The following is a 23,015-nucleotide window of genomic DNA, read 5'->3' as shown; positions in this document are numbered from 1 at the left end:
CCGATTAATTTTACACGATTTCCACGCTATTTTCTTCGTTTTCCTGCGACGAATTCCCGTCAAAAATCGCTACATTTGCGCCACGGTGAAAGCCGCGTTAACCAAGTTAAAGATTGTTATGTTCGATAATTTAAGCAGCAAGCTAGACAAGGCGTTCCACATTCTCAAAGGCCACGGTAAAATCACCGAGGTCAACGTGGCCGAAACCATGAAGGAAGTGCGTCGTGCACTCCTCGATGCCGACGTCAATTTCAAGATCGCGAAAGATTTCACTACACGCGTAAAAGACAAAGCCATTGGCCAGAACGTACTTACGACGTTGCAACCAGGGCAATTGCTGGTCAAACTCGTCAAGGATGAACTCACAGAACTCATGGGCGGAGATGCAGCCGGCATGAACCTCTCCGGTCATCCAACCGTGATTTTGATGTCTGGTCTGCAAGGTTCGGGTAAAACCACGTTTTCGGGTAAACTCGCCAACTTCCTCAAAACCAAAAAAGGCAAGAAACCGCTGCTCGTGGCCTGCGACGTGTATCGTCCGGCGGCCATCAACCAGTTGCATGTCGTCGGTGACTCGATTGGCGTGGAAGTGTACTCCGAGCCCGAAAATAAAAATCCGGTTTCCATTGCTGAGAACGCCATCCGCCATGCCAAATCCAACGGTTTCAATGTCGTGATCGTCGATACGGCCGGTCGTTTGGCGGTCGATGAAGAGATGATGACCGAAATCGCGAACGTACACCAGGCCATCAAACCGCAGGAAACGCTTTTCGTGGTGGATTCCATGACCGGGCAAGACGCGGTGAACACGGCCAAAGCGTTTAACGACAGGCTCGATTTCGACGGTGTCATCTTGACCAAGCTCGATGGCGATACCCGCGGTGGTGCGGCGCTTTCGATTAAGTCTGTCGTCAACAAACCCATTAAATTCGTCGGTACGGGCGAAAAAATGGATGCCATCGATGTGTTCTATCCGTCGCGTATGGCAGACCGAATCCTGGGCATGGGCGACGTCGTGTCACTCGTAGAGCGCGCGCAGGAGCAGTTCGACGAGGAAGAAGCACGTAAGCTGCAGAAAAAAATCGCCAAGAACGAATTCGGGTTTGACGATTTCCTTGCGCAGATCCAGCAAGTCAAGAAAATGGGCAGCATGAAGGATTTGGTTGGGATGATTCCGGGCGCGTCTAAAGCCATGCAGGATGTCGAAATCGAAGACGATGCGTTCAAACACATCGAAGCGATCATCCATTCCATGACACCGATAGAGCGCAGCAAGCCGTCCATCATCGACATGAAACGGAAAACCCGCATCGCAAAAGGTTCGGGCACCAAAATAGAACAGGTCAACCAACTCATGAAGCAATTTGACCAGATGAGCAAAATGATGAAGATGATGCAAGGTCCGGGCGGCAAACAACTCATGAAAATGATGGGCAGCCGGATGCCGGGAATGCGATAAACTTGTTCAAGGTTTGAAGTTCAAGGTTTAAAGTTCGCCAACCTTGAACCTTGAACTTTTAAACTTTAAACCAAAAAAATGGAACTACTCGACGGCAAGAAAATCTCCGAACAGATCAAGAACGAAATCACGGCCGAAGTGCTGCAGATGAAAGCCAACGGCGAGAAAGTCCCGCATCTTGCAGCGATCATCGTGGGCAATGACGGCGCGAGTTTGACTTACGTCGGCAGCAAAGTGAAAGCCTGTGAGCGGGTGGGTTTTGAATCGACGTTGATCAAGATGCCGAGTACGACTTCCGAAACCGAATTGCTCAAACAAATCAAGAAACTCAACCAGGACGACAACATCGACGGATTCATCGTGCAGTTGCCACTTCCCAAACAGATCGACACGCAAAAAATCCTGATGTCTATTGATCCGAGCAAGGACGTAGATGGTTTCCACCCGGAAAATTTCGGCAAAATGGCGCTCGACATGTCCACGTTTATCCCGGCCACGCCATTCGGGATTTTGGAGCTGCTCGAACGGTATAACGTCGAAACCAAGGGCAAACACACCGTGGTCATTGGCCGAAGCCACATCGTGGGGCGTCCGATGAGTATTTTGATGGGCCGAAAAGGTTTCCCCGGGAATTCCACCGTAACCCTGACACATAGTTTCACCAAGAATATTGCGCAAATCACGACCCAGGCGGACATCATCATTACGGCGCTCGGCGTCCCGAATTACCTCAAAGCCGAAATGATCAAGGACGATGCGGTGGTCATAGACGTCGGCATCACGCGCGTGGAAGACAAGAATGCCCCGAAAGGCTACGTCATTACAGGCGATGTCGACTTTGAGAATGTCTCCAAAAAAGCGTCATACATTACGCCGGTTCCGGGCGGTGTTGGCCCAATGACCATTGCCATGTTGCTCAAGAATACGCTGCTGGCGCGCGAGCAGAAGCGCGGCAGGTTGTAGTTTCGGACGGCCTTCAACCAAGGTTATTTTTCGTATAAAATAGGATTCATCGGCGTGTCAATCACTTCACCGATTTTCGCACCCGGGCACCAAGTGTTCCAGTCGTTCAGTTGGCCTTTGTTTTCGGGTTGTTTCAACTTCATGTCTTTGTCCATGTAAATCACCGTCATGACTTTCCTGATGTCTGGCGTTTTGTTTTCTCCGGCGCGGTGAAATATCCAACCCGAGTGACAGCTGACTTCGCCCACATCGAACGGTTCGATGACATGCTCGAAATCATTGATTTTCAATTGGTTCTTGATCTTGGTTTCGCTCTCGTCGCTGATAGACAATTCGCGTCCTGACAAAAGCGTATGGCTTTTCGCACTGAATTCAAGCGGCCCCATTTCAAGTGGCGTTTGCTGTAGCGGGATCCAAACCGTGATGGTTTTGTCTGAAGACAGCGGCCAATAATGCTGGTCGGCATGCCAAGGCGTAATACCGCCGCCCGCTTCTTTGAAAAGCGCTTGGTCGTGGTAGAGCCGCACGCCGTTTACTTGCATCAAATCGGTGGCGATACGCGCGATTCTCTTGCTGAAAACCAGTTGTTTGATGATGCTGTCCTGGGTCCAGAGATTGAACAACTGCAGGAACGCCTTTCCGTAGGTGTTTCGTTCTTCCAGTGGCGTGTTTTCGGTGTTTAACCGATTGACCGCCTTAGAGATTTCGACATTGAAAAACCCGATGGTGTCGGCATCCAAAACCTGCTTCAATTTGATATAGGAATGTTCTTGATAAAACCCGATTTGCGCAGCGGTCAACGGGTATTCTTCGTCCAAAATGGTCAAGTCCATCGCGTCTTTAGATTAGTGGTAATCCCGAAACATCATTCCTGTGCGGCGCCGAATCAGTCTTTCGCGAAAAGTATGGTTTGTATCGCGTCGTTCCGCGAGAGCAAGATTTCTTTCCCGGTAAAGGAATGTATGGTCCAGGTATTTGTCTTCATGCCTTCTTTCACCGTGATGACTTTCTTAGCAGCGTCAAACGTCCAAGTGCCTTCGCGGTCTACGATAAAACCAGTCACGCAAGTTTTGTCGTCGCGAAACAAAAGGAAAACACCTTCCAGCAATTCCTTACGCTCCTTGAGTGACACGCCATTGTCTTTCCCTTCGGTCACGATGTCTTTGAACACCCATTTTCCCACCAGATTCTTATCGTTGGGTTCAACAGTTTGCGCACCGGCAGATACGGCCGCGAATAGCAAGAAAATGAAGATGTTTCTCATGTTTTTTTCGGCAAGATAGTAATTAATCCAGATACTTCAGGTTGACCCAGATTTTGCCTGCATCTTGGTCGAAAATAATTTTGTAGCGGTCGTTCTTGGTTTGCCCTTCTCGGTAATACAACGATTTGCTGGCGGCAAAACGGGCGAGGTTTTTCTCGAAATCGAAGTCGGTGATGGCGATGTCGGTCGCGTTGGTTTTTACGAGTTTGTTCTTGACGATGTAGTCTTCCGGAAGGTCATCTGTGTCCAGGTCGAAGATCACTTTTTTGGTGTGCGTGCTGTTGTCGTATTCGCACTGGCAATCTGTTGTCGAAGGAATGTCGATGCGCGCATGCATCTCGATGTTGTCAATGTTGGCGAAGTCACAGTCGCGGCTTTTGTAGATTTTCTCGCTAAACGCCCGGACGCCCATAAAACCTAGGCAACCCAGCGCGGCAACGATGGCCACAGCCAATAAGGCGATTCTTGATTTTTCCATGATTTTGATTGATGAACCGAAGCCGTTACCTCGGGCGATTGCGGTTTCAACGTCAAATCATTGGCAAAATTGTATGCCGTTCAAAAATATCCCGGAATGTTAATAATCACCTTTCTTGCGGAAACGCGGATCGTCTTTTTTGATGATTTCGATTTTTCGGGTGGTTGGTCTTTGGTCGTTGGTCGCCGGTCTTTGGTCTTTGGTCGTTGGACGCTGGTGGTTTTCGGTTGGTCGCGGATGGCGTTCCGGCTTTGACGACCGGTCAGGTTTTCCTTCGGCTGTTCCCCGATACTTCTGAATTTTAGTCGTTGCGCCTTGGACTTCTTCACCCAAAAAGCTCGCTTCCTCGGTCTTGCTCGATGGCGCGATGAGTTGGTTCAGCGATTTGATTTCGGCGTCAGAGAGTTCGCGGTATTTGCCCAGTGGGACATCCAGCGAAATGTTGATGATCCGGATGCGTTTGAGCGCCGTGACCTCGTAACCCAAATACTCGCACATCCGCCTGATTTGGCGGTTCAAGCCTTGCGTCAAGATGATCTTAAAAGTGAATTTGCTGATTTGCTCCACATGGCATTTGCGGGTGACGGTATCCAGAATCGGGATGCCGTTGCCCATGCGCTGGATGAACCGCTCCGTGATGGGTTTGTTCACCGTGACGGTGTATTCTTTTTCGTGGTTGTTTCTGGCCCGCAGGATTTTGTTGACAATGTCGCCGTCGTTGGTCAGGAAAATCAAACCTTCGCTGGCTTTGTCCAAACGCCCAATCGGGAAAATCCTGATGGGATAGTTCACATAGTCAACAATGTTGTCCTTCACGTCCGTATTGGTGGTGCATTCGATGCCGACCGGCTTGTTGAAAGCCAGATAGACGAGTTTTCCCGTATTGGTGCCAATGGTTTTCCCGTCGATGGCCACTTGGTCGCCGTCGGACACTTTCATGCCCATTTCGGCCGGTTGCCCGTTTACGGTAACGCGGCCGGCTTCGATCAGCGCATCGGCTTCACGGCGGGAGCAAAATCCGGTTTCGCCGATGAATTTGTTAAGGCGTTTGGGTTCCATGCCGCAAAAGTAACCCGAAAATCCGAGATGCAAAAATCTGGCGGTCGGTTCGCGGGCTTGTCGTAACGCAAGTTATTCGTTGAAAAGGAAGTCACTTACTTTCTGGTAGAGCGCGTCGTCGTGGAGCGAATGTCCTAGGCCAGAGGTTTCGATGAACGTGGCATTTTTCCACGACCCGGCTATTTTCTTGGCTTCGTCGAAAGACACCACGTCGTCGTTGGTGTCGTGCGCGATGATGCCGCGCGTCTTGAGCGATGCACTGAATATCCGGGCTGAGAAATCTTCGATCTTGAACCGGAAGCGGTCCAGGAAATAGCGTTCCATCAAAGAACTCATGCGCTCATTGAGGCTCAGTAGCGAAACATAATTCCTGAAAATCACCTTCAGGTCAGACGGTGCACCCAGAGACACAATTTTGCGGACGTCCGGGTTCTGGTATTTTGACTGGTAGTAAATGCAGGCTGCCGCGCCCACGGAATGGCCCACGAGAAACTGTGGCTTGAACTGTTTGGCCGTCGCCTCGATGATGTCGGCGTACATCACCAGATTGAGTTCCTTGCCCGATGACAACCCGTGCGCTGGTGCGTCGATGGCTACGATCGTGCTGCCGCTTTTCAGCAGATGCGGGATGAGGTTTTCCCAACGTGAGGCATTGCTTTCCCAGCCGTGCACGAGTAAGATCACATTTTCGTTGCCCGGCCAAAGATAGGTTTGGAACTGAAGCTCACCGTGTACAAGCGTTTCATGGAAATTGTCTTTCAGTACGGCCGGTAAGTTGTGTTTTTCGAGCCGTCCCGTGCGCGGCTCGGTAAAAAAACGGTAGGCGAGGAGCGAGGCTTTTTCGGGCTTGACATAGCTCAGCAGGTTGAGATACAACCCGATGGATTTGGCGAGAAGGTAAGCCTTGATTTTTTCCATGACATCCGGACGATTCGCCTGAACAAGTTAAAAAAAAATCCCGAGATAACCTCGGGATTTGTATTAGATGCTGGCGAACAGCGCTTCCATTTTTTGTCTTTCCTCTTCGGCAAGCGAAGAATCAACCAGGATGCGCCCTGAATGTTCGTCGGTGATAATCTTTTTGCGTGCTGCGATTTCAACCTGCGTTTGCGGCGGAATCGTAAAGAACGAGCCAGCCGAAGCGCCACGTTCGATAGACACGACGGCCAAACCATTGCGTACGCTGCCACGGATGCGGTCATAGGCCATGAGCAAACGGTCTTCGATCATGCCGCGGTATTCTCCCGATTTTTCGGTCAGGAACGTTTCTTCTTTGGCGGTTTCGGCCATGATGTCGTCCAATTCGGCTTTCTTGTGTTTCAAGTGCGCCTGCTTGGTTTCGAGTTTTTCTTTAGAGTTGGATATGACTTCCTTCTTGTGTTCGATGGAAGCCTTCATTTCCTTGATTTGCTTCTCGGCCAATTGGATTTCCAATTCCTGGAATTCGATTTCCTTCGCCAATGAGTTAAACTCGCGGTTGTTCCGGACCGATTCCTGTTGTTTTGTATATCGCTTGATTGATTCCTTGTGGTCTTCAATCGCGTTTTTCCTTACTTTGATATTCTCCTCAATCACTTCGAGGTCGCTTTTCAGCTTGTCAAGTCGCGTGGTGAGTCCGGCTACTTCGTCTTCGAGGTCTTCCACCTCGAGCGGCAATTCGCCACGGACGTTCCTGATTTCATCAATCCTGGTATCGATGAGTTGCAGGTCATAGAGTGCCCTCAATTTGTCTTCAACACTTAACTCTTTTGTAGTCGCCATATTTATAAGTACTTAACCGGGTTTGTATTCGTTTCCGATAAAATGATGGCAAAATTAGTGATTTTTTCCGTAAGAAAATCAACTATATAATTTTTTGTGTAACGCTCGCTTTCGTAATGTCCGATGTCGGCCAAGAGCAGCTTTCCGTCGCCTTGGTAATAGTCGTGGTATTTGAGGTCTGCGGTCAGGAAAGCATCGGCGCCTGAAACCAGCGCGTTTTTGATGGCGAAACTTCCCGAGCCGCCCAAAACCGCCACTTTCGTGATGTTTTTGCCTGTGAACGCTGAATGCCTGATGCCGCCACACTGCATTTTGTCTTTGACGAATTGTAGGAAATCGGGTTCAGCCATCGCGGTGTCCAGTTCGCCGACCATGCCCAGCCCGATGTTCTGGTGTGCGTTCTGCAACTCGTAAATTTCGTATGCCACTTCTTCGTACACATGGCTCGCGAAAAGCGCTTTCAAGATTTTTGGTTGTAAATGTTTCTCAAACGTGACTTCGATCTTGATTTCCCGGTTCTCGATAAACTCGAACCGCTGCCCAATCTCCGGATTGCTGTCCGCATTTCCCATATACGTCCCGATGCCCTGCGAGTTAAAACTGCAATTCTCGTAATTCCCGATGCTTCCCGCGCCAGCGTTAAAGAGTGCATTCCTTACCTGGTCTGCGTTTTCTGCAACAGTATAGGTAACGAGTTTCTGGATGAAATTCTTTTTCGGGACGAGGATTTTCGGCTGTTTTAAACCCAGTGCATCGCAGATGATTTTGTTGACGCCGTGTTTGTGGTTGTCTAGCGCGGTGTGCACGGCATAAATGGCAATGTCGTTCCTGATGGCTTTCACGACGGCACGCTCCACGTAATTTTTTCCGGTCAACGATTTCAGGCCTGAAAAAATAATCGGATGGAAACACACCACGACGTTGCAGTTTCTTTCGATGGCTTCGTCAATGACCGATTCCAGCGCATCATGGCATACCAAGATGTTCTTGATTTTCCACGCAACGTCGCCGGTGAGCAAGCCTACGTTGTCAAAATCTTCGGCGTACGCCAGCGGTGCCATTTCTTCCAAAATCGGCAAGAGTTCTTTTATCGTCATCAGGTTTCCCAAGGATTTAGTTGTTCGGCGATTTGCCATTGGTCGCCCACTTTCTTCATCAGCAATATGCTGCCGTAATTGTGCTCCACGCTGCGGTAGAACACGACTTTCACCAAGGCTGTTTTACCGTCGGTGTAAAATACGGGTTTGCTGATGATCAGCAGGCGTTGGTTGTTGAAGTTGGACTGTTTCTGCTTGGTTTGGAAGGTTTCCAGCGCAAGGCATGTATTGACTTTGCTGAGTAGCATTTTGCTCGTGGGCGATTGCGCGATTTCGGCAAGTTCCTTGCTCCAATCTTGTGGCGCTTTGTCTGTATTCACGCGGCTTTTGAGCATCGAAGTTTCCTGCACCGAAAGCTTGAGTTGGTTGATGGTTTCAAACAATTCCTCATTGTTGTTCGCCTTCTCGCAGAATAAAAAAAGGAACTGCGCGCGGCCTTTCACGATGGGCTTTTCGTTTTTGTAGTAGGTCGAAAGGATGGTCTTGAGAATGCCCGATTGGTTGTGTTGCGCCCGAAGGAACATCGGCAGAAGCAGCAAAAGCGATACGAGCAAACGGGTTTTCACGAGGCGGTAATTTCTCCCAAAGATAAAAAATCGCTACTTTCGTCTCATGGATTTACTCAGGAAATTGCTGTTCCCATTTGCACTTTTGTATGGTTTGGTCATGGCCATCCGCAATTTCCTCTACGACAAAGGAATCCTTGCCAGCAACAGTTTTGATGTTCCGGTTATAGCCGTCGGGAATTTAAGCGTCGGCGGAACGGGCAAATCACCGCAAATCGAGTATTTGATCCGGTTGCTTTCTCCGAAATACAGCGTGGCCACGCTAAGCCGCGGCTACAAACGAAAGTCCAGCGGTTTTGTCTTGGCCGATGCGTCTTCGTCGGCGGAAATCCTGGGCGACGAACCGTACCAGTTCCATTTGAAATTTCCGGAGGTTTTGGTGGCCGTCGATGCCGACCGAACCAACGGCATCCAGCAATTATTGCCGCACAAACCCGATGTGATTTTACTCGACGATGCCTTCCAACACCGGAAAGTGAAAGCAGGATTTTACATACTGTTGACCGCTTACCATGATTTATATGCCGATGATTTCGTCCTGCCAATGGGCAACCTCCGCGAAAGCCGCAGCGGCGCCAAACGGGCCAATATCGTCATCGTGACCAAATGCCCGAAAGTTTTGCCGGGTTCCGAAATCACGGCCATCCGCGAGAAATTGAAGCTTACGCCGCAGCAACAGTTGTATTTTACGTACATCGACTACGAGGACAAAGTGTTTTCTAGACATGATTCGGTGCCGACCGATATAATGAAAAAAAACGAAAAAATAATGATAGCCGGCATTGCCAAGCCATCGCCATTCTTCGCATATTTGCGGCGTGACGGCGATCAGGAGTTGACTTTCCCGGATCATCACGCCTTTACGGAGGCAGATGTTTCATCGATCAAGGATGCCGCCGCCGGGCGATACATCGTCACAACAGAAAAAGATTACGTCCGGTTAAAAGATTATTCACTCGATAAATTGTATTACCTGCCCATTAAAAGTGCGTTCATTTCGGGCAGCGACAGTTTTGACCAAGCCATTTTAGATTATGTGGGAAAAAGTACAGCAAACGGTTCAATACATTAAAGAAAAAACGGGTTACACGCCAGAATATGGTGTCATCCTTGGCTCTGGGCTGGGCGGCTTCACCGAAGACATCAGCATCGAACACACCTTGCCTTACAACGAAATCCCGAATTTTCCGGTGTCGACGGTGGAAGGTCACAAAGGCGCGCTCGTTTTCGGGACAATCGGCGACAAGAAAGTGGTGGCCATGCAAGGCCGTTTCCATTATTACGAAGGTTACAGCATGCAGGAAGTGACGTTTCCGGTGCGCGTAATGAAATATCTGGGTGTCGAGAAACTCATCGTATCCAACGCATCGGGCGGCGTGAACCGTGACTATCACGTGGGTTCGGTCGTGATCATCAAAGACCACGTGAACCTCATGCCGGAACACCCGCTCCGGGGCAAGAACGATCCGCGTTTCGGGCCGCGCTTCGTCAACATGAGCGAGCCGTACAGTCACGCGATGATGCACAAAGCCAAGGAAATCGCATACGAATTGGAAATCGACGTGAAAGACGGCGTTTATCTGGGCTTGCAAGGCCCGACGTTTGAAACCTTGGCCGAATACCGCATGGTCAAGGCTTTGGGTTGCGATTGCGTAGGCATGTCCACCGTTCCGGAAGTCATCGTGGCGCGCCACATGGAACTGGAAACCTTTGGTGTGTCGGTCATCACCGATATGGGCAACGAAGAAAGCATCGGCACCATTACGCATCAGGAAGTTTTGGAAGCCGCCAAAAAAGCCGAGCCGCTGGTGCGGAAACTCATTCGCGAATTGATCTTGCGGTATTAATTGCTGCCAACGATAGTTTCATCAAGATTCATGTCGAACGTCGAGCGTCAAACGTTGAACGTCAAACGAAGCTCGACGAAAATACACGTTTATACAGTTTCTTTCTTCTAGCCTCTATCAACTAGCCACTATTAACTGACAACTACCCAATATTCTGCGAAATCACCTTGTAGAAATTCTCCGGATCAAAAGGTTTTGTAATGACGTCGTTCATGCCGTAAGACAGCAGCATTTCGCGGTTTTCGTTGAGTGAAATGGCGGTGAGTGCGATGATGCGCGTGTGCGTGTCGAATGTGCGGATCGTTTGGGTGGCGATGGTGCCGTTGATGCCCGGCAAGTGCACGTCCATCAAGACCAGATCGTAATAACTATTCTTCACGGCTTCGATGGCATCTTCGCCGTTGTCGATGATTTCCACCAGCATCTGCTTGTTTTCCAGCATTTTCTTGGTGATCATCTGGTTGATTTTGTTGTCTTCGATGAGCAGCACTTTCTTGTTCACAAACACCGATTCGTCGTAGTCTTTGTTCTCGTCGAGGTTGAGCGCCGAACCCACGCCGAATTTCAACCCGAATGAAAATGTCGAGCCTTTGCCCACTTTACTTTCCAGGCGGATTTGCCCGCCCAAAATGTCGATGAGTTTCTTCACGATGTTCAAGCCCAAACCGGTGCCGCCGTATTTGCGGTTGATCTCGATGGAGCCTTGCGAGAAACTGTCGAAAATGGTTTCCTGCTTGTCTTCCGGGATGCCGATGCCGGTGTCCACGATCTTAAAGTAAATCGAACAATTCTCTTCGCCGAGTTCCATCAGTTTTGCAATGACTTTCACCTCGCCGTTTTGGGTGAACTTGAGTGCGTTGTTGATCAGGTTGATGAAGATCTGCGAGAGTTTCGTCGGGTCGCCGATGAGGTTGTCCGGAATGGTTTCGTCAATCTCTACGATGTATTTGTTGTTGTTCTGCTGTGCCAATTCACGCAAGGAATTCTGGATGTTCTCCAAAAGCAGTTTTAGGTTGTAATTGATGGCTTCGGCCTGCACGTTGCTTGATTCGATGCGGTTGATTTCGAGGATTTCATTGATGAACGTGAGCAGGTAATTCCCCGAAAACTTCAGCGATTCCAGATAGTGCAATTGCGTTTTCTTCGGGCTTTCCTCGAGCAGCAAATGCGTAATCCCGTTGATGGCGTTGAGCGGTGTCCGGAGTTCGTGGCTCACCGTCGAGAGGAATTCCGCGCGCGCTTTCGAGGCTTTTTCGGCCTTGTCCTTCGCCATTTGCAACTCGTTGTTCTTTTCCTTGAGCAACAAGTTTGATTGGTTGCGGATGATGTTGTTTTTGTAGAGCGACAAACTCAAGAGCGACAAGATCGAAATAAGTGCAATGGCCAGGATCGAAATCACTTTCGCAAAACGGTTGGCGTCTTTCTGCTGTTTGTTTTCGCGTTCGGCTTCTTCGATGCGTTTCAATTGTTCGTTTTCCTTGAACTTGTTGTAGTCTTCCGGGCCAAGCCTTTCCCTGTTGATGGCCGAAATCGTGTCCTTCAATTCAAGGTGTTTTTTCAGCGACGTATATGCGCCGGACATGTCTGACATGTCTTCGTACACCGTGCTCATCGCCTTGTAGATCTTGGATTCGAGGTCGATGCTTTTGTTGTGGACGTTGAGCTCCAGCGCGCGTTTGAGGTAATTGATGGCGAGGTTGTTCCGGCCTTGTTCCGCCTCAATCGTGCCCATTTGGTAGAGCGCTCCGGCCTTCACGCGATGGTTGTCTGCGGTTTCTGGCCTCGCAATCAAAGAATTAAATATTCCCGATGCCAGTTTGTATTTCCCTTTCGCCTTGTAAACGATGCCTTTCTGGAGGTTCAGCAAATCAATCGCATCAGGGATTTTGATGGTTTCGTAAATGGTCTTGGCCTGATTGAAATTGGTTTCGGCTTGTGTGTAATTCTCCTTTTCCATGTAACACAAACCGAGGTTGTAGTAGGCGTAAGCCTGTTGTGACGACGGTTTCTGCGTGTTGTACAACTGAATGCTTTTGTTGAAATTTTCGATGGCATCGTCATACTTCTTGATCTCGAAGTAAAAACTGCCGAGGGCGGAAAGTGCGCCGGCTTCGGCCTTTACATCTTTCGCCGCATGCGCGTAGTCTATCGCTTTTTGCGTATAGGTCAATGAATTCTTGAAGTTGTTGATCTTCGCGTTGAACGTCGCCAATTCCAAATAACTGCTGACACTGTCTGTTTTCTCAGATTTTTTGTTCTGCGAAAACAACAGGCCGAAACACAACAAGAACACTACAGTTAACCTCATTAGGAGTGCGTTACAATAAAAGCGGGGTTAAATATAGATAATTAATTGACAATGGACAATGGATAGTGGATAATTGGGCAGTGGCTAGTTGTAGTTGCTAGTTGCTAGAAGAACATTGCCACGAATTCGCAATTTAAATTGGTGAAAATTTGTGCAATTCGTGTTTTTTAGCGGCTAGTTGTTATGAACCAACATAATCAGGTCGATGATACGGGACGAATACCCGATTTCATTGTCATACCAACCCACGACTTTCACCATTTTGCCGATGGCCGAAGTGAGTTGCGCATCGAATAGGCACGAATGGCGGTTGCCCAAAACGTCCACGGAAACAATCGGATCTTCGGTATAGGCGAGGATGCCCTTCAAGTCATGTTCAGCCGCTTTTTTGAACGCCGCATTGATGGCTGAGATGGAAACTTCGTGCTTCACATAACACGTGATATCGGTCAAAGAACCGTCTGGCACCGGAACGCGTATGCCGCTGCCGCCGAGTTTGCCTTCCATTTCAGGGAAAATATTGTTCAGCGCTTTCGCTGCGCCAGTCGTTGTCGGGACGATAGATTGTGAAGCTGCGCGCGCCCTGCGCAAATCGCGGTGCGGCTGGTCGTGCAAACTTTGATCGGTCGTGTAGGAGTGAACCGTCGTGATGTAGGCCTGCTCGATACCGCACAAATCCTGCAGGATTTTAATCATCGGTGCCGCATTATTGGTCGTACAACTGGCGTTGGAGATGATTTTTTCCGAGCCGTCCAGGATGTGCTGGTTCACGCCCAAAACTACAGTCTTGATGTTCGGCACTTCCGCCGGCGCAGACAAGATTACTTTCTTCGCACCCGACGTGATGTGCGCGTTGATCTCATCAAAAGTTTTGTATTTGCCCGTCGATTCCACGACGATATCCACATTCACGCTTTTCCAATCGAGATTGGCGATATTTTTTTCGTGAAAGAAATCGATGTGCCGTCCGTTAACGACAATTCCCGTAGCGTCGGAGGAAATGTTGAACGGCAAAACCCCGTGGATGCTGTCGTACTTGAGCAAATGCGCCATCGTACGGTTGTCGGCAATGTCGTTGATCGCCACGACTTCAATTGTCGGATGGTCAATCAGCAACCGGAAGAGGTTTCGTCCGATGCGGCCAAAGCCGTTGATGGCGATTTTTGTTTTAGTCATAATTTTAGAAGAAAGAGGAAAGACCGTTTCACTGAAAGATTTAAGGTAATCTTTTGGCGTAGCGTCTTTCTTCTTTCAGCGTAGCGTTCTTTCGTCTATAAAATATGTTTCTGCGCATGATATGAACTTCTTACCAGCGCGCCGCTTTCCACATGCCTGAAGCCCATTTCCTTTCCGATGTCTTCGTATTTCTTGAACTGTTCGGGCGTGATGAATTCTTTCACAGGCAAATGTTTTTTCGAAGGTTGCAGGTATTGCCCAATCGTGACCACGTCAACATTTGCGTCGCGCAAGTCACGCATCGTCTGGATGACTTCGTCCTCGGTTTCGCCCAAGCCCAGCATGATGCCCGATTTGGTGCGTCGCACACCTTTATCTTTTAAGTAGCGCAACACTTCCAGACTGCGGTCATATTTCGCCTGGATCCGGACTTCGCGCGTGAGTCGTCGAACGGTTTCCATATTGTGCGACACCACTTCAGGGTCGGCTTCCACGATGCGGTCTATGTTGCGCTCGTTGCCCTGAAAATCCGGAATTAACGTTTCCAATGTTGTTTCAGGATTCATCCGGCGGATCGCCTTGATGGTTTCGGCCCAAATGATGGAACCCATGTCTTTCAAATCGTCGCGATCCACACTCGTAATGACTGCGTGTTTAATATTCATGATCTTGATCGAGCGCGCCACTTTTTCAGGTTCGTCCCAATCTACCGTTTCCGGCCGGCCGGTTTTCACGCCGCAAAACCCGCACGAACGTGTACAGATATTGCCCAAAATCATAAATGTAGCCGTGCCTTCGCCCCAGCATTCGCCCATATTCGGGCAACTGCCGGAAGTGCAAATCGTGTTGAGCTTGTATTTATCGACCAGCCCGCGCAGTTCGGTGTATTTCTGCCCAATCGGCAATTTCACCTTGAGCCATTTGGGTTTCGCAACAGTAGTGTCGTTATTCAGGATGGTTTCCATAGCAGGAATTTTGAGACGCAAAGATAACGAATAATTGGGTCAAATGTCGAAAGTCAAAAGTCAAACGAAGATTGGGGAAAAGTCAATAAACTGCACTGGATTGAATTTACCCGAAAGTTTGGCGTGCGCGAGTTTGTGACCGATCACACTAGAGGTTACCGATTGCAATTCGAGCAAGAAACCATATTATTCAATGAAATCCATTTCCCGGCCATGGGTTTCACTGATGGTCAACGTCGAGTAAATACCTAACCCAAAGGCAATCGCTCCTACAATTAATGCAGCGGCAACTACGCCAAATCCGGGCTTAAAGAAATCGAACCCAAGCAACATCACCGGAACCAGTCCGCGGACCATATTCGGAACGGTCGTCGTGGCCGTCGAACGGATATTCGTGCCGAATTGCTCTGCAGCCACCGTGACGAACATTGCCCAGTAACCCGTGCCCAAGCCGAGCCAAGTGCAATAAAAATAATACATGTTCTCGGACGTTGCCCCGCCGAAAAGCATCAGGCCAATGCCCAAAAGGGTGAACAGCATCATGTAAAAGATGGCTTTCTTTCGTGAATGTAACGCGTGCGAAATGAAACCGCTGGCAAAATCGCCGACCGAAATCCCGATGTAGGCCCACATGATGGCTTTTCCGGGTTCAATTTTCTCAATGCCGAGTGCGGGTGCGAACTGGTTGCCCATGACGGCCAGTATCCCGATGCAAAACCAGGTCGGCAGCCCGATGGCGATGCATTTCAGGTATTTAATGAGTCTTTCTTTGTGCGTAAATAGCGAAAAGAAGTCGCCTTTCTTGATGAACTCGTCGTGTTTGAGTTGCTTGAAAAGACCGCTTTCCAGCACGCCCACGCGCAGGAGCAAAAGCAGCAACCCCAGTCCGCCGCCAATGAAATAAGCCACTGTCCAACTGCCGGCCATTTCTACGGTGAGTTGCGCCACGACAGCACCCATTAGCCCGAAGCCGGCCACGATGGACGTACCAATGGCGCGTAAATCCTTGGGTAAACTCTCAGAAACGAGCGTAATACCCGCGCCCAATTCACCAGCCAGGCCAATCCCGGCGATGAAACGCAGCGCCGCATAGATGGTTACTTTATCCCCGAAATTCATATACGGCAAAAAGCCACACGCAATGTTGGCCAGCGAATACACTAGGATAGACCCGAACAACACCGAAAGCCGTCCTTTCTTGTCACCCCAAATGCCCCAGAGAATGCCGCCCAACAAAAGCCCAGTCATTTGGAAATTCAGGATGAGCGTTCCTGCTGAATCCGCATCGAGGTTCATGTCCTTAAGGCTGGGCACGCGCACAATCCCAAAAAGCAACAGGTCGTAAATGTCAACGAAATAGCCCAGTGCGGCTACAATGACCGGAAAAGACAACAGGTGTTTGAGTTTCTGGGAAGCGGTGTAAGGCATGGCGTAAATTTTCCCAAAAATAGGAAGTTGGCCGTTCCATCGGTGCCGCTGGTGTATTTTTTTACGGCCGCTACGGCCAAGTCAATCTGGGACCGAAGGCCGGGAATTCGTTTTCGAAACCTTTGGGGTTTAAAAAGATGGCAGCGTAACCCGATGACGCACTCTCTCGATGACGGCCAAAAAAAGACTATATTTGCGGCGTAAATCCCTACCTCATGGAAGTTAAAGATTCTAACGGCAACATTTTGAAAGACGGCGATTCTGTGACCGTGATTAAAGACCTGAAAGTGCGTGGCTCGTCGGACGTGATTAAGCGTGGCACGAAAGTGAATAACATCAGGTTAACGGACGATCCGGCGGAGATTGATTGCCGCGTGAACAAGACCGCAATGGTGTTGCGTACAGAGTTTGTGAAGAAGGCGTAACGTTTTCAGGGCAAAAAGTTTCACGAAGCGGCACGAAGAATACGCAGAGATTCGCGACGGGAAGCAACGTTGAACGTCGAACGCCGAACGAAAAACACAGATTGCACAGATTTCTTCTAGCAACTAGCCACTATAAACTAGCCACTTTCTCCAAAAAAAACCGCGGGCTTACGGGCGCGCGGCTGGTTTTGCATTGGTGTTATTGGATGTTTACCGTAATGGGCAATGTATAAGCAGTACGAACCGGTTGGCCGTCTTTGTAACCCGGTTTCCATTTTATCTTCAACGACTTAAGCACGCGTAGCGCTTCTTTTGCCATTCCGTAGCCGGGGTCGCGGGCCACGCGTACATCGCTGATGCTGCCGTCTTTTTCGATGACGAACAATACGATGACGGTCAATTTACTGATGTCTTCGACGTCTGGTTTGTCGAAATTGTCACCGACATATTGATAAAACTTTTCGATGCCGCCCGGATACTGTGGCTGCCGGTCTAATATTCCTGTCGGGACTGGCTTTTCAGGTGCCGTCACGCCCGTTCCGGGTACGGTTGCTCCTGGCGTGCCGTTGTTTCCTGGCGTGGGGTTTACACCGGGTGTTCCGGTTCCCGGAGGCGTGTCTGGAGGCGTTGGTTTCGAGGTCGGCGTGACGTTGGTGGCCAGATCTGGCGGCACGACGACCGGATTGGTCAATTGCTGTGTGTTTTCCATGGGTTCGGCAGGGTTGACAACCGGAGGCGCGGCTTGTGTTTCCGGCTCTTTCGGCGGCTCAGACAGGTTGACTTCCGTGACTTCTATCGGCTCGTCAATTACGGGCGCAAGTGTCGGCGTCTTGGCGAGGCGTGAAGCCAGAACACCGATGCTCGCTACCGATGCCAGCAACAGCAATCCTAAAAACAAGGCGAGCAAGGTTGTGCGAGGGTTTTCAAGGCGCAATCTGTAGGCGCCGTAGGCTTTGTTCTTGTTCTCAAAAACAAGATCGAGCCACTTTTTTTCAAAGATACTAACGTGATTCATGGTGGTTGAATGTGATTGGTTAAGTATCTCTGTTACATAAGCGGTTGATTTTAAGCCATAACTGAAAATCACGGCAAAAAATTGTACCATCGTTAAAGATTTTTTTAACAGGAATTATCTTTTTCGGATAATGTCGGCCAAAAGGTTCTTGGCGCGCAGAAGTTTTACCTTGACGTTATTGAGCGGTTCGCCCAATTCATCGGCGATTTCCTGATATGAAAGCTCTTGGAAATACCGCAGTTGGATAACTTCCTGGTACTTAGGTTTGAGTTGTTTGATGCAGTCGAGCAGGCTGGCGAGGTTTTGCTTTCGGATGAGTTCGTCTTCGGCTGTCAGTGAAGTGTCGGCCACATTGTAAGCCTGATGGTCTTCTGAATCGGTGATGTCTAGTGACAGCGTGGCTTTTTTCTTCCGGAGCAAATCGATATGGACGTTCTTGGCGATGGCGATGAGCCAGGTGTTGAATTGGAATTCTGGGTTGTAAGACGCAATCTTGTCGAACGCCTTGGCGAAAGTTTCAATTGTGATATCGTCTGTATCGGTTTCGTTTTCGGTGCGTTTGAGCATGAAACCATAAACCTCATTCCAATACCGGTCGAGCAGGAATGTGAACGCCGATTGGTCGCCGGCCTTTGCCCTTTCGATATATTGGTTTATTTCCAATGCACAGGTTTTGAGAATATATTGCTGAAGAAGACGTTCAGTTGGACAAAGATAAGCGCAAATTCAAACACCGGATAGAAATATACCGTGTCTTTTTCGCGCAGTTTTCCGGCCGAAAATCCGAGCGACAGCCACGCCACCAAGTAACGGAACGCGACGATTCCGGCTACGATCATCCATTGGTATTGGAACGCCAGCAACACGGCCGCCAACAAGATGAACAACAATTGTGAGGCATAGAACGCGCCCAGCTGCATTTTATCTGAAGTCTTGTAATGGCCAGAAGTTGATACGTGACGGCGCTTCTGCGTGAACCATTCCTTGAAGCTTGTCTTCGGTTCGGAGTGGGTGAAGCTGTCCGGCGTGTAACAAACCGTCGTGTTTTTTCCTTTCGCCGCCTGGTTGATGAACAAATCGTCGTCGCCCGAACGTATTTTCATGTGGTCCATGAAACCGCGCACGTTGAGCCATTCCTCGCGTTTATAAGCCAGATTTCGGCCTACGCCCATGAACGGACGGCCTGCTTTCGCCCAGGAGAAATATTGCACCGCCGTGAGCAAAGTCTCAAAACGGATGAGTTTGTTCAAGAAACCGGGTAGTTTCTCATAAGCGCCATAACCCAGCACGATTGTTTTTTCCTTGGTGAAGCAAGAAGACATTTCGCGGATCCAGTTTTTGGAGTCTGGGCGGCAGTCTGCATCGGTGAACAAAAGGTATTCGTGTTTCGCAGCCTTGATCCCGAGCGTGAGCGCGAATTTCTTGTTGCCCCAAAACGCTTCGTTGTTTTCGACCTTGACCAACCTGATGTTGGGATATTGCTTTTCGAAACCTTCGAACAGATCGAGCGTGTTGTCGCTTGACGCGTCGTCAATCAAGACGAGTTCAAAGTCGGGATAGTCCTGCTCGGCCAACAGCGGGACGAACTTCGCTACATTCTCGGCTTCGTTTTTTGCACAGACAATGACCGAAATCGGGACACGTTTGGGCGTGGTTTGCTGTGGCTTGGCGAAGGCGAACTTTCCGAAAATGCCCAGATAATAAAACAACTGGATGACAACAACGGCAACAAAGGCGTAAAAAGTAATGGTCAGCATATAAGCAAGTTGGCTTTTGAAAACGGTGGCAAAGGTACAAATTGCCGATGATGATTATTACATTTTAACCGATAAATTCAACAGGATTTCAAGACTTGCGTTTGCGTTTCATTTCCGCGGCGATGGCCTTGGCGTTAGGGTCGGCGCTGGCTTCCAGGTGCGCGATGACGCTCTGGTAATTCTTGGCGTCGCGGTTTTGCGAGTGCTTTTTCTTGGCCTCGATCCGCGTGATCTCGATTTCAAAAGCCACGATGCCGCGCACCATCATCATGGTTTTCTTGGATAAATCTTCCACACGCGTTGGGTTGTCGCGGCCCGCTTCGTATTTATCGACCAATGTTTTCAGGGATGCGATGGTTTCGGATTCGTCGAGGATGCGCGGTTTTCCGTACACATGAACGGCGGTATAATTCCAGGTTGGTACACCTTCGAAATCATACCATGACGACGACACGTACGCATGCGGCCCGGTGAAAATCACGAGCACTTCATCGCCCGCCGAAAAAGCCGTCCATTGTGGATTTTCCTTGGAAACGTGCGCCACGAGAAACTGTTTTCCATCGGTGCTGCTCTCGACAAGCTCGAGCGGCACATGCGTGGCCCACGGTTTTCCATCCAAGACATTCACGAGAATCCCGAACGCGTTGGCCTTGAGAAACGCTTCAATCTCCGCACGGTCTTCGTTTTTGTAATAGTCTGGGATATACATAGATAATTGATAATTGACAATTGATAATGGATAATTGGGATTGGTGCTGAACAGATTTCTTTTCGATTGAAGTCGTGCCTGCCTGCAAATACATGATTTGCTTCATTGTCAATTGTCAATTTTCCTTTGTCAATTAAATTATGTTTACCTCGGCTTCAATCGCAATCCCGAATTTCTCGAATACTTCTTTTTGCACCATGCGCGACACTTCGAGCAATTCATGGCCGGTGGCGCCGCCGTAATTCACGAGCACCAACGCCTGGTTTTTATGCATGCCGGCATTGCCGAAACGCTTTCCTTTGAAACCGGCCTGTTCAATGAGCCAGCCCGCCGGGACTTTCACTTCGTCATCAGATACCGGGAAGAATTTCATGTCCGGAAATTTCGCGTGCACGGCATCGAATTGCGCTTTCGGGATAACCGGATTCTTGAAAAAGCTGCCGCTGTTGCCCAATTCTTTCGGGTCGGGCAATTTGCTCTGCCGGATGGCGATCACGGCGTTGCTGACGTCTTTGATGGTTGGGGTTTCCACGCCATTCTGGGCAAGTTCGGCTTTGATGTCGCCGTATTCGATGTTGATGTTGTGGTTGCGTTTGGTCAACTTAAAAACCACTGAGGTGATGATGTATTGGCCTTTGAATTTGTTCTTGAAAACACTTTCGCGGTAACCGAATTCGCAGTCCTCCAACGTGAATTGATGGATTTCCAGCGTCTCGATATGTAGGGCTTCGCAAGACACGAACGTATCCTTGATTTCGCGGCCATACGCACCGATATTCTGGATCGGCGACGTGCCAACATTACCCGGAATAAGCGACATATTTTCTATACCGCCGTAATCGTGCGCGATGCAGTACATCACGAAGTCGTGCCATTTCTCGCCGCCTTGCACTTTCAGCCAAACCTGATCGTCGTCTTCATGGATTTTTTCGATGCCTTTCAAATCGATGTGGATCACCAGCGCATCAACATCTTTGGTGAGCAACATATTGCTGCCGCCGCCGATGACGAGCATCGGTTTTCCGACGTTTCGGGCCAGTATGCTTTTTAATTCTTCAACAGCATGCACGGCGACAAACTCCTTGGCTTTGACATCGATGCCGAACGTATTGTGGTTTTTCAGGGAGAAATTTTGTTGTATCTGCATATCAATCTTCAACGTTTAGGGCGCGTTTGAGGAATTCATTGAGCGGTTTCGCTACCGCAAGTTTTTCCGCTGTTTTTTTCGCGAAATCTTTGTCGGAAATATCGGTTTTAGACAAGTTTCCGGTGACTGTAAAACTTTTGAGCTTTAGGTTTTCGATGGCCGGATGGTCTTTTTCAAAATCCTTCGGCGCGGTCTTTAGCGCATTGTTGCGGTCCAGGTCGGCGAACACGGCTTTGAACTTTTTGTCTTTCAGGACGGCGTCGAGTTCATCGTTGAAAAAGGCAATTTCCTTGCGGATTTTCTTGAGTTCGGCCGATTCCGGATTGTGGAAACCCGCAGCGATGAAACTTTGTTTTGGATCGATCTGGATGTAATAGCCTGGCGCATTGCCACCACTGGCGCGCGCATCGCTGAACCACATGCCCATGTGCGTCTTGTACGGCGATTTGTCCAGCGAAAACCGGATGTCTCTGTTGATCCGGAACATACATTTCTTAGGTTCGAGCAACTTAAGCGTCTCGTCCTTGGTCTTGAGCACGTCCAAAACCGCGGTCACAACGTCCAGGTATTCTTTTTTGTAGGCTTCATAACGTTTCTTGTTCGCCATGAACCAATCCCGGTTGTTGTTTTCGGCGAGGTCGGCCAGGAATTGCAGCGTTTCTCTCGATATCATTGTAGTTGTTGCTTTAGTTCGGCTTCGCTGATGAATCCTTTGTGTTGCCAAATGATTTTCTTGTCTTTGTACAGGAACAGCGCCGGCAACTCCGCGATTTTCATTTCCTCCACCAGCGTTTTGTGTTCATCCGCATCAAGGCGTACAATCGTGACTTTGTCTTTCATTTCATCGGTCATTTTCTCAAGATACGGTGCCATTTTCTTGCACGGTGCGCACCATTTGGCGTAGAAATCAACCAATACAAGTTTGTCTGTATTGAGTAGTTCGTTGTATTCCTGGGAACACATCCCGATGATGCGGTCGGTTTTTGGCGCATAACCTTCGGCCGTCCATTTCAGGATACCGCCCTCGAGATCATAGACTTTGCTGAAGCCCATTTGGCTAAGCTTAGCTGCGGCTTGGCTGCTTCGCCCGCCGATTTTGCAATACACGAAAACCGGTTTTGATTTATCGAGTTTGGCCACTTCGGTTTCAAAGTTCGGCCCGTTCCAATTGACATTAATCGCATTGTCGATGTGCTCGCCGGCATATTCCCCGGGTGTGCGTACGTCCAAAAGCTGCGGCGCGTTTTCCGATTTCAGTTTTTGGGAGAATTGGGCCGGTGCGATTTTCTCGACACCTCCGGCGGTTTGTCCTTTGCAGCTCAGCAACAAAAAGGCACAACAAATCGTTGCGAAAAAGTTCTTCATCAGTTTTCAAATTTTACAATTATTACGGGAAAACCGCGTGTCCGGGTGGCCGGATTTGGTTTAGGATTGTTATTCCCGTTCCCGTGTCAAAGATAATCAATCGTCCAAAGTGGCATTACGGGAAAACCATTGATTTTGGTAATTTTTGAATAATCGGTTGGTGGCTAGTGGCTGGTTGTTAGTGGCTAGTTGTTAGTGGCTAGAAGAACCTCGCCTCGAATTCGCG

At 49.2% G+C, this 23,015-nt stretch carries 24 protein-coding genes; 5 read left to right on the top strand and 19 right to left on the bottom strand.

Features of this window, described 5'->3' with window-relative positions:
- Positions 1-118: 118 nt before the first annotated feature.
- On the top strand, positions 119-1,459 hold the full coding sequence (ffh, locus tag ACM9J1_RS06770) for a signal recognition particle protein (RefSeq protein ID WP_415581273.1): 1,341 nt from the start codon (positions 119-121) through the stop codon (positions 1,457-1,459).
- A gap of 78 nt (positions 1,460-1,537) precedes the next feature.
- Positions 1,538-2,422, top strand: coding sequence for a bifunctional 5,10-methylenetetrahydrofolate dehydrogenase/5,10-methenyltetrahydrofolate cyclohydrolase (locus tag ACM9J1_RS06765; RefSeq protein WP_415581272.1), 885 nt, complete (start codon positions 1,538-1,540; stop codon positions 2,420-2,422).
- A 23-nt stretch (positions 2,423-2,445) separates the two neighbouring features.
- Here ACM9J1_RS06765 and ACM9J1_RS06760 read toward each other — a convergent pair whose 3' ends face one another.
- The 8 genes from ACM9J1_RS06760 to ACM9J1_RS06725 form a co-directional block, all read right to left on the bottom strand.
- Entirely contained in the window at positions 2,446-3,255 is an 810-nt protein-coding gene (locus ACM9J1_RS06760; RefSeq protein WP_415581271.1) for a phytanoyl-CoA dioxygenase family protein, read from the bottom strand.
- Positions 3,256-3,308: 53 nt separating this feature from the next.
- Complete coding sequence (locus ACM9J1_RS06755) at positions 3,309-3,686, bottom strand: hypothetical protein (protein WP_415581270.1); 378 nt, start codon at positions 3,684-3,686, stop codon at positions 3,309-3,311.
- Between the two features lie 22 nt (positions 3,687-3,708).
- Entirely contained in the window at positions 3,709-4,164 is a 456-nt protein-coding gene (locus ACM9J1_RS06750; RefSeq protein WP_415581269.1) for a hypothetical protein, read from the bottom strand.
- A gap of 99 nt (positions 4,165-4,263) precedes the next feature.
- Positions 4,264-5,223 carry a 23S rRNA pseudouridine(2604) synthase RluF gene (gene rluF / locus ACM9J1_RS06745; protein ID WP_415581268.1) on the bottom strand — a complete coding sequence of 320 codons (960 nt, stop codon included), beginning with the start codon at positions 5,221-5,223 and terminating at the stop codon, positions 4,264-4,266.
- Between the two features lie 72 nt (positions 5,224-5,295).
- Positions 5,296-6,141: an alpha/beta fold hydrolase gene (locus ACM9J1_RS06740; protein WP_415581267.1), complete on the bottom strand. Its 846-nt coding sequence runs from the start codon at positions 6,139-6,141 to the stop codon at positions 5,296-5,298.
- A 63-nt stretch (positions 6,142-6,204) separates the two neighbouring features.
- Complete coding sequence (locus ACM9J1_RS06735; protein WP_415581266.1) at positions 6,205-6,984, bottom strand: zinc ribbon domain-containing protein; 780 nt, start codon at positions 6,982-6,984, stop codon at positions 6,205-6,207.
- 2 nt (positions 6,985-6,986) lie between these two features.
- Positions 6,987-8,081 (bottom strand): Nif3-like dinuclear metal center hexameric protein, encoded by a 1,095-nt coding sequence (locus ACM9J1_RS06730; protein WP_415581265.1) that lies wholly within the window; start codon positions 8,079-8,081, stop codon positions 6,987-6,989.
- The gene (locus ACM9J1_RS06725) at positions 8,081-8,647 is read right to left on the bottom strand and encodes a hypothetical protein (RefSeq protein WP_415581264.1); all 567 of its coding nucleotides are present in this window, start codon (positions 8,645-8,647) and stop codon (positions 8,081-8,083) included. Before ACM9J1_RS06725 ends, ACM9J1_RS06730 begins: the two co-directional genes overlap by 1 nt.
- A 46-nt stretch (positions 8,648-8,693) precedes the next feature.
- Between ACM9J1_RS06725 and lpxK the strand changes: the two genes are divergently transcribed.
- Entirely contained in the window at positions 8,694-9,719 is a 1,026-nt protein-coding gene (gene lpxK, locus ACM9J1_RS06720) for a tetraacyldisaccharide 4'-kinase (protein ID WP_415581263.1), read from the top strand.
- Entirely contained in the window at positions 9,682-10,494 is an 813-nt protein-coding gene (locus ACM9J1_RS06715; RefSeq protein ID WP_415581262.1) for a purine-nucleoside phosphorylase, read from the top strand. The genes lpxK and ACM9J1_RS06715 overlap by 38 nt, the downstream gene beginning before the upstream one ends.
- A 142-nt stretch (positions 10,495-10,636) precedes the next feature.
- Here the strand turns inward: ACM9J1_RS06715 and ACM9J1_RS06710 are convergent, their stop codons facing one another.
- The 4 genes from ACM9J1_RS06710 to ACM9J1_RS06695 all read right to left on the bottom strand — a co-directional run bounded on the left by ACM9J1_RS06710 (position 10,637) and on the right by ACM9J1_RS06695 (position 16,371).
- Positions 10,637-12,802 (bottom strand): ATP-binding protein, encoded by a 2,166-nt coding sequence (locus ACM9J1_RS06710; RefSeq protein WP_415581261.1) that lies wholly within the window; start codon positions 12,800-12,802, stop codon positions 10,637-10,639.
- Positions 12,803-12,976: 174 nt separating this feature from the next.
- Entirely contained in the window at positions 12,977-13,978 is a 1,002-nt protein-coding gene (gap, locus tag ACM9J1_RS06705; protein ID WP_415581260.1) for a type I glyceraldehyde-3-phosphate dehydrogenase, read from the bottom strand.
- A gap of 95 nt (positions 13,979-14,073) precedes the next feature.
- A complete protein-coding gene (gene lipA / locus ACM9J1_RS06700; RefSeq protein ID WP_415581259.1) occupies positions 14,074-14,943 on the bottom strand; it encodes a lipoyl synthase in 870 nt (289 codons plus the stop codon).
- A 186-nt stretch (positions 14,944-15,129) separates the two neighbouring features.
- On the bottom strand, positions 15,130-16,371 hold the full coding sequence (locus ACM9J1_RS06695) for an MFS transporter (RefSeq protein ID WP_415581258.1): 1,242 nt from the start codon (positions 16,369-16,371) through the stop codon (positions 15,130-15,132).
- Positions 16,372-16,586: 215 nt separating this feature from the next.
- On the opposite strand from ACM9J1_RS06695, the gene ACM9J1_RS06690 reads away from it, so the two are divergent.
- On the top strand, positions 16,587-16,796 hold the full coding sequence (locus ACM9J1_RS06690) for a zinc ribbon domain-containing protein YjdM (RefSeq protein WP_462916986.1): 210 nt from the start codon (positions 16,587-16,589) through the stop codon (positions 16,794-16,796).
- 199 nt (positions 16,797-16,995) lie between these two features.
- Here the strand turns inward: ACM9J1_RS06690 and ACM9J1_RS06685 are convergent, their stop codons facing one another.
- The 7 genes from ACM9J1_RS06685 to ACM9J1_RS06655 all read right to left on the bottom strand — a co-directional run bounded on the left by ACM9J1_RS06685 (position 16,996) and on the right by ACM9J1_RS06655 (position 22,789).
- Positions 16,996-17,811, bottom strand: coding sequence for an energy transducer TonB (locus ACM9J1_RS06685; protein WP_415581257.1), 816 nt, complete (start codon positions 17,809-17,811; stop codon positions 16,996-16,998).
- A gap of 114 nt (positions 17,812-17,925) precedes the next feature.
- The gene (locus tag ACM9J1_RS06680) at positions 17,926-18,474 is read right to left on the bottom strand and encodes an RNA polymerase sigma factor (protein ID WP_415581256.1); all 549 of its coding nucleotides are present in this window, start codon (positions 18,472-18,474) and stop codon (positions 17,926-17,928) included.
- The gene (locus ACM9J1_RS06675) at positions 18,465-19,568 is read right to left on the bottom strand and encodes a glycosyltransferase (protein WP_415581255.1); all 1,104 of its coding nucleotides are present in this window, start codon (positions 19,566-19,568) and stop codon (positions 18,465-18,467) included. Before ACM9J1_RS06675 ends, ACM9J1_RS06680 begins: the two co-directional genes overlap by 10 nt.
- An 88-nt stretch (positions 19,569-19,656) precedes the next feature.
- Positions 19,657-20,277: an FMN-binding negative transcriptional regulator gene (locus ACM9J1_RS06670; RefSeq protein ID WP_415581254.1), complete on the bottom strand. Its 621-nt coding sequence runs from the start codon at positions 20,275-20,277 to the stop codon at positions 19,657-19,659.
- 133 nt (positions 20,278-20,410) lie between these two features.
- Positions 20,411-21,424: a UDP-N-acetylmuramate dehydrogenase gene (gene murB / locus ACM9J1_RS06665; protein WP_415581253.1), complete on the bottom strand. Its 1,014-nt coding sequence runs from the start codon at positions 21,422-21,424 to the stop codon at positions 20,411-20,413.
- 1 nt (position 21,425) lies between these two features.
- Positions 21,426-22,097: a DUF2461 domain-containing protein gene (locus ACM9J1_RS06660; RefSeq protein WP_415581252.1), complete on the bottom strand. Its 672-nt coding sequence runs from the start codon at positions 22,095-22,097 to the stop codon at positions 21,426-21,428.
- Positions 22,094-22,789: a thioredoxin domain-containing protein gene (locus tag ACM9J1_RS06655; protein ID WP_415581251.1), complete on the bottom strand. Its 696-nt coding sequence runs from the start codon at positions 22,787-22,789 to the stop codon at positions 22,094-22,096. Before ACM9J1_RS06655 ends, ACM9J1_RS06660 begins: the two co-directional genes overlap by 4 nt.
- Positions 22,790-23,015 lie beyond the last annotated feature (226 nt).

It is taken from the genome of Flavobacterium longum (assembly GCF_965137575.1).
Classification (GTDB): Bacteria; Bacteroidota; Bacteroidia; order Flavobacteriales; family Flavobacteriaceae; genus Flavobacterium; species Flavobacterium longum.
The sequence above is the reverse complement of the archived record's forward strand: the minus strand, read 5'-3'. Positions and strand labels throughout refer to the sequence as shown.

Coding starts and splice junctions, on each gene's coding strand:
- ACM9J1_RS06715 (WP_415581262.1), top strand. CDS start 9,682: ATGTGGGAAAAAGTACAGCAAACGGTTCAATACATTAAAGAAAAAACG.
- ACM9J1_RS06750 (WP_415581269.1), bottom strand. CDS start 4,164: ATGGAAAAATCAAGAATCGCCTTATTGGCTGTGGCCATCGTTGCCGCG.
- ACM9J1_RS06660 (WP_415581252.1), bottom strand. CDS start 22,097: ATGATATCGAGAGAAACGCTGCAATTCCTGGCCGACCTCGCCGAAAAC.
- lpxK (WP_415581263.1), top strand. CDS start 8,694: ATGGATTTACTCAGGAAATTGCTGTTCCCATTTGCACTTTTGTATGGT.
- murB (WP_415581253.1), bottom strand. CDS start 21,424: ATGCAGATACAACAAAATTTCTCCCTGAAAAACCACAATACGTTCGGC.
- gap (WP_415581260.1), bottom strand. CDS start 13,978: ATGACTAAAACAAAAATCGCCATCAACGGCTTTGGCCGCATCGGACGA.
- ACM9J1_RS06755 (WP_415581270.1), bottom strand. CDS start 3,686: ATGAGAAACATCTTCATTTTCTTGCTATTCGCGGCCGTATCTGCCGGT.
- ACM9J1_RS06740 (WP_415581267.1), bottom strand. CDS start 6,141: ATGGAAAAAATCAAGGCTTACCTTCTCGCCAAATCCATCGGGTTGTAT.
- ACM9J1_RS06695 (WP_415581258.1), bottom strand. CDS start 16,371: ATGCCTTACACCGCTTCCCAGAAACTCAAACACCTGTTGTCTTTTCCG.
- ACM9J1_RS06730 (WP_415581265.1), bottom strand. CDS start 8,081: ATGACGATAAAAGAACTCTTGCCGATTTTGGAAGAAATGGCACCGCTG.
- ACM9J1_RS06655 (WP_415581251.1), bottom strand. CDS start 22,789: ATGAAGAACTTTTTCGCAACGATTTGTTGTGCCTTTTTGTTGCTGAGC.
- lipA (WP_415581259.1), bottom strand. CDS start 14,943: ATGGAAACCATCCTGAATAACGACACTACTGTTGCGAAACCCAAATGG.
- ACM9J1_RS06685 (WP_415581257.1), bottom strand. CDS start 17,811: ATGAATCACGTTAGTATCTTTGAAAAAAAGTGGCTCGATCTTGTTTTT.
- ffh (WP_415581273.1), top strand. CDS start 119: ATGTTCGATAATTTAAGCAGCAAGCTAGACAAGGCGTTCCACATTCTC.
- ACM9J1_RS06710 (WP_415581261.1), bottom strand. CDS start 12,802: ATGAGGTTAACTGTAGTGTTCTTGTTGTGTTTCGGCCTGTTGTTTTCG.
- ACM9J1_RS06675 (WP_415581255.1), bottom strand. CDS start 19,568: ATGCTGACCATTACTTTTTACGCCTTTGTTGCCGTTGTTGTCATCCAG.
- ACM9J1_RS06765 (WP_415581272.1), top strand. CDS start 1,538: ATGGAACTACTCGACGGCAAGAAAATCTCCGAACAGATCAAGAACGAA.
- ACM9J1_RS06690 (WP_462916986.1), top strand. CDS start 16,587: ATGGAAGTTAAAGATTCTAACGGCAACATTTTGAAAGACGGCGATTCT.
- ACM9J1_RS06760 (WP_415581271.1), bottom strand. CDS start 3,255: ATGGACTTGACCATTTTGGACGAAGAATACCCGTTGACCGCTGCGCAA.
- ACM9J1_RS06735 (WP_415581266.1), bottom strand. CDS start 6,984: ATGGCGACTACAAAAGAGTTAAGTGTTGAAGACAAATTGAGGGCACTC.
- rluF (WP_415581268.1), bottom strand. CDS start 5,223: ATGGAACCCAAACGCCTTAACAAATTCATCGGCGAAACCGGATTTTGC.
- ACM9J1_RS06670 (WP_415581254.1), bottom strand. CDS start 20,277: ATGTATATCCCAGACTATTACAAAAACGAAGACCGTGCGGAGATTGAA.